This is a genomic window from Achromobacter pulmonis, from assembly GCF_902859765.1.
GTDB lineage: Bacteria > Pseudomonadota > Gammaproteobacteria > Burkholderiales > Burkholderiaceae_B > Achromobacter > Achromobacter pulmonis.
Genome location: NZ_CADIJV010000073.1, coordinates 1 through 4,429, shown reverse-complemented (window position 1 = coordinate 4,429; position 4,429 = coordinate 1). Strand labels below are relative to the sequence as shown.

Genomic DNA, 4,429 nt, shown 5'->3' with positions numbered 1-4,429 from the left:
GGGCGGCCTGGCGCCAGCGCGCCCGCCGCGCCGGGCCGCGCGGACGCCGTGCCCGCGGGCAGCTATACCCTGACCGGCATGATCGTCAACGTCGCCGACGGCGACACCGTGACGCTGCGCGCGCCCGACGGCCAGCGCCGCATCCGCCTGGACAGCATCGACGCGCCCGAGGAGGGCCATGGCGCGGACCAGCCCGGCCAGCCCTATGCCGAAGCCTCGCGCCAGCACCTGGCCGGGCTGGTGGCCGGCAAGACCGTGACCGCCCAGTGCTACCTGAAGGATCCGTACGGCCGCGACGTCTGCGCCCTGATCCTGGAGGATGGCCGTTCCGCCAACCGTCAGCAGGTCGAGGCCGGCTATGCCTGGGCCTATACCGCGCGGCAGGGCGACTACCTGAACGACAAGGCCATGCCCGGCCTGCAACGCCAGGCCAAGGCCGCCGGGCGCGGCCTGTGGGCCGGCAAGAGCCCCATGCAGCCCTGGAAGTGGCGCTACGACTGCTGGCGCCAGCGCCAGTGCGGCTGAGCGCCGCGCGCCGGCGGGGGAAATCCGTCCTGCTGTGCGCGCCGCATGCCGCCCGCGAGGTCCCTAGGGGGATGCCAGGGTACTGGCGCGGTTACACCTTTGCTATTCTCTGTCGCACTGTATAGAAGGAAAGGTTTCCATGCGTGCTTTGATGCGGCTCTGGGCGGCGGCCATGATGCTGTTGCTGGCGTTGGCGGGCTGCTCCCGGGACGGCAGTCCCATCAACAGCCCCTATCCCTCCGGCGCCGAAGGCCAGAACACACTGTATTCGGCCTTCGTCAAGCGTTCGCCCAAGTACCTGGACCCGGCCAGCTCCTATTCCGGCGATGAAACCCCTTATACCTACAGCATCTATGAAACGCTGTACGGCTACCATTACCTCAAGCGGCCCTACCAACTGATCCCGCGCGCGGCGGCCTCGATCGATCCGCCGGTCTACCTGGACGCGCAGGGCAAGGTGTTGCCGGCCGACGCGCCGGGCGAGCAGATCGCCGAAAGCGTCTACGACATCAAGATCAAGCCCGGCATCCGGTTCGCGCCGCATCCGGCCTTTGCCCGCAAGACCGACGGCAGCTATGACTACTTCCCGATCGCGCCTGAAGACCTGGCCGGCAAATACGCCATTCCCGACTTTCCGCGCACCGGCACCCGCGAACTGACCGCCGACGATTACGTCTACGCCTTCCGCCGCCTGGCCAGCCCGCGCGTGGCGTCGCCGATCTACTCGCTGATGGCCGAGTACGTCAGCGGCCTCAAGGAATACGGCGACCGCCTGCGCCAGCGCGACCAGGCGCTGCGGCGCGACCTGCCGGGCGGCGCCGGGGCCTCGTGGCTGGACCTGCGCGAACCCGACGGCTTCACCGGCGTGCAAGCGCTCGATCCGCACACGCTGCGCATCCGCGTCAATGGCAAATACCCGCAGTTCAAGTACTGGCTGGCCATGACCTTCACGGCCCCGGTGCCCTGGGAGGCCGATCGCTTCTACAACCAGCCCGGCATGGCCGAGCATGACCTGTCGCTCAACACCTGGCCGGTGGGCACCGGCCCCTACATGCTGGCCGAGTCGCTGCAGAATCGCCGCCACGTGCTGGCGCGCAACCCCAACTTCCATGGCGAGCCGTATCCCTGCGAGGGCGAGCCGGGCGACCGCGCCGCCGGCCTGCTGGCCGATTGCGGCAAGCCCACGCCGTTCATCGACCGCGCCGTGTTCAGCGTCGAGAAGGAAGCCATTCCGCTGACCGGTAAATTCATGCAGGGCTACTACGACGTGCCGCAGATCGAGCGCGGCGAATACGGCGTGGCCATGCTGGTGGCCGCTGGCGACAGCCAGGACAAGGCGCGCAAGTACGCCGAGCACGGCATCCGCCTGCCGACCACGGTCGAGACCGCCAACTGGTACATGGGCTTCAACTGGCTCGACCCGGTGGTGGGCAAGGGCGACACGCCCGAACAGGCCGAGAAGAACCGCAAGCTGCGCCAGGCCATCAGCATCGCCTTCGACTGGGAAGAGTACGTGGCGGTATTCGAGAACAGCCAGGCCTCGGTGGCCTACGGCCCGGTGCCGCCCGGCGTGCTGGGCTACCGCGAGCCGCCCGAGGGCGTGAACCCGGTGGTCTACAACCTGGTTGACGGCAAGCCGGTGCGCAAGTCCATCGACACCGCGCGCAAGCTGCTGGCCGAGGCCGGCTACCCCGATGGCCGCAACGCCGTGACCGGCGCGCCGCTGGTGCTGTACTACGACTCCATGACCGGCGGCGGGTCCAATCCGCAGTTCGACTGGATGCGGAGGCAGATGGCCAAGCTGGGGGTGCAGCTGGACGTGCGCGCGACCGACTACAACCGCTTCCAGGACAAGATGCGGCGCGGGTCGGCGCAGATCTTCCTGTGGGGCTGGAACGCCGACTATCCCGATGCCGAAAACTTCCTGTTCCTGCTGTACGGCCCCAACGCCAAGGCCAAGAGCGGCGGCGAGAACGCCGCCAACTACGACAGCCCCGAATACGACAAGCTGTTCGAGCAGATGAAGTTCCTGGATGACGGCCCCGAAAAGGAAGCCCTGATCCAGCGCATGGTCGCCATCGTGCAGCGCGACGCGCCCTGGATGTTCGGCTACTTCCCGATGTCGGGCGGCGCCTATCAGCAGTGGGTCGGCAACGCCAAGCCGACCCAGATGGTGCGCAACACGCTGCAGTACATGAAGATCGATCCCGCCCTGCGCGAACGCAAGATCGATGAATGGAATTCCCCCATCTGGTGGCCGGTGGGCCTGTTCGTGCTGCTGATCGCGCTGGCGATCTGGCCGTCCTACGTGGCGCTCAAGCGGCGCGAACGGCAGACCGCCTTCGCCCCGGCTTCCCGCAAGGAGCATCAATCATGATCGGCTACGTCATTCGCCGGTTGCTGTACGGCGTGCTGATTCTGATCGGCGTGAACCTGTTCACCTTCATCCTGTTCTTCGCGGTCAACACGCCCGACGACATGGCGCGTCTGGCCATCGGCGGCCAGCGTGTCAGCCAGGACGCGGTCGAGAAATGGAAGGCCGAACGCGGCTACGACAAGCCGCTGTTCTACAACGCCCGGGCCAGCGGCACGGCGCAACTGACCGACACCGTGTTCTACCAACGCTCGGTGCCGCTGCTGGTGATGGACTTCGGCGCCTCCGACGGCGGGCGCGACATCGGCCGCGAGATCCAGACCCGCATGGGGCCAAGCCTGGCGCTGGCGGTGCCGACCTTCCTGCTGGGGCTGTTCGCCAGCATCGTGTTCTCGTTGACGCTGGTGTATTTTCGCGCCACCCGGCTCGACTTCTGGGGCGTGGTGCTGTGCGTGATGCTGCTGTCCATTTCCAGCCTGTTCTACATCATCGCGGGTCAATGGCTGTTCGCCAAGCTGCTGCGGCTGGTGCCGTTCTCGGGTTTCTCGGGCGGGCTGGACATGGTCAAGTTCCTGGCGCTGCCGGTGCTGGTGGCGATCGTCTCGCGCCTGGGGCCCGAGGCGCGCTTCTACCGCACCCTGTTCCTGGAGGAGATCGGCAAGGACTACGTGCGCACCGCGCGCGCCAAGGGACTGGCCGAGCGCGTGGTGCTGCTGCGCCACGTGCTGCGCAACGCCATGCTGCCGATCCTGACCAGCACCGTGGCCGCCTTGCCGCTGCTGTTCATGGGCAGCCTGATCGCCGAGTCGTTCTTCGGCATTCCGGGCCTGGGCAGCTACACCATCGACGCCATCAACGCACAGGATTTCTCCATCGTGCGCGCCATGGTCTTCCTGGGCGCGTCGCTTTACATCGTGGGGCTGATCCTGGCCGACCTTTCCTACACGCTGGCCGATCCCCGCGTCCGATTCGAGTAGCCGCCATGCCCAAGTTCGTATTCCTCTGGACCGACATCGCGCTGTGGCTGATGGTGCTGGGCGCGCTGGCCTATGTCTGGCACGCGCGGCGCAGCCCGAATCTGCGCGCGACCTGGGCGCGGGTGGCGCGCGACACGCCGGCGATGTGCTCGGCCGTGGTGCTGGCGGCGTTCGCGCTGATCGGCCTGCTCGATTCCATTCACTACCGGCCGCTGCTGCCGCCCGCGCCCGGCGCGGCCGCCGATGCCGCGCCGGTGTATGCGCCGGCCGTCAACTCGGCGCTCGACGGCCTGCTGCGCGGCAGTGTTCTGACGCGCCCCGAGAAAACCTATTCCAGCCCGCTGGCGGTGCGCCAGTTCACCAAGGAGACCTTGCTGGTCGATGACAAGCCGGTGCGCGATTTCCCGCGATTGCGGGCGGCCGGCACCCACCTGGCCGATCCCGACCGCGATCATCTCGGCGATGTTTCCTACCGCTTCGGCCTGGGCCTGGCGGCCGGGCTGGCGGTGGCGCTGGCCGGCGCCGGCCTGGTGTTCGCCTGCCTGGCGCGGCG

General features: G+C 67.8%; 3 protein-coding genes and 1 pseudogene. All 4 read left to right on the top strand.

The window, feature by feature from the left end:
• Positions 1-525 (top strand): thermonuclease family protein (locus HV701_RS26460; protein WP_254595258.1); only part of this gene is annotated, 525 nt, incomplete at its 5' end.
• 139 nt (positions 526-664) lie between these two features.
• Positions 665-2,902, top strand: a complete 2,238-nt coding sequence (locus HV701_RS26455; protein ID WP_175135957.1) for an ABC transporter substrate-binding protein — start codon at positions 665-667, stop codon at positions 2,900-2,902.
• Positions 2,899-3,876, top strand: a complete 978-nt coding sequence (locus HV701_RS26450; RefSeq protein WP_175135956.1) for an ABC transporter permease — start codon at positions 2,899-2,901, stop codon at positions 3,874-3,876. The genes HV701_RS26455 and HV701_RS26450 overlap by 4 nt, the downstream gene beginning before the upstream one ends.
• A 5-nt stretch (positions 3,877-3,881) precedes the next feature.
• Positions 3,882-4,429, top strand: a pseudogene (locus HV701_RS26445) (ABC transporter permease); the annotation flags it as partial.

What these genes read in the sequence shown, in the direction of transcription:
- HV701_RS26455 (WP_175135957.1), top strand. Translation starts at nt 665, where the DNA reads ATGCGTGCTTTGATGCGGCTCTGGGCGGCGGCCATGATGCTGTTGCTG.
- HV701_RS26450 (WP_175135956.1), top strand. Translation starts at nt 2,899, where the DNA reads ATGATCGGCTACGTCATTCGCCGGTTGCTGTACGGCGTGCTGATTCTG.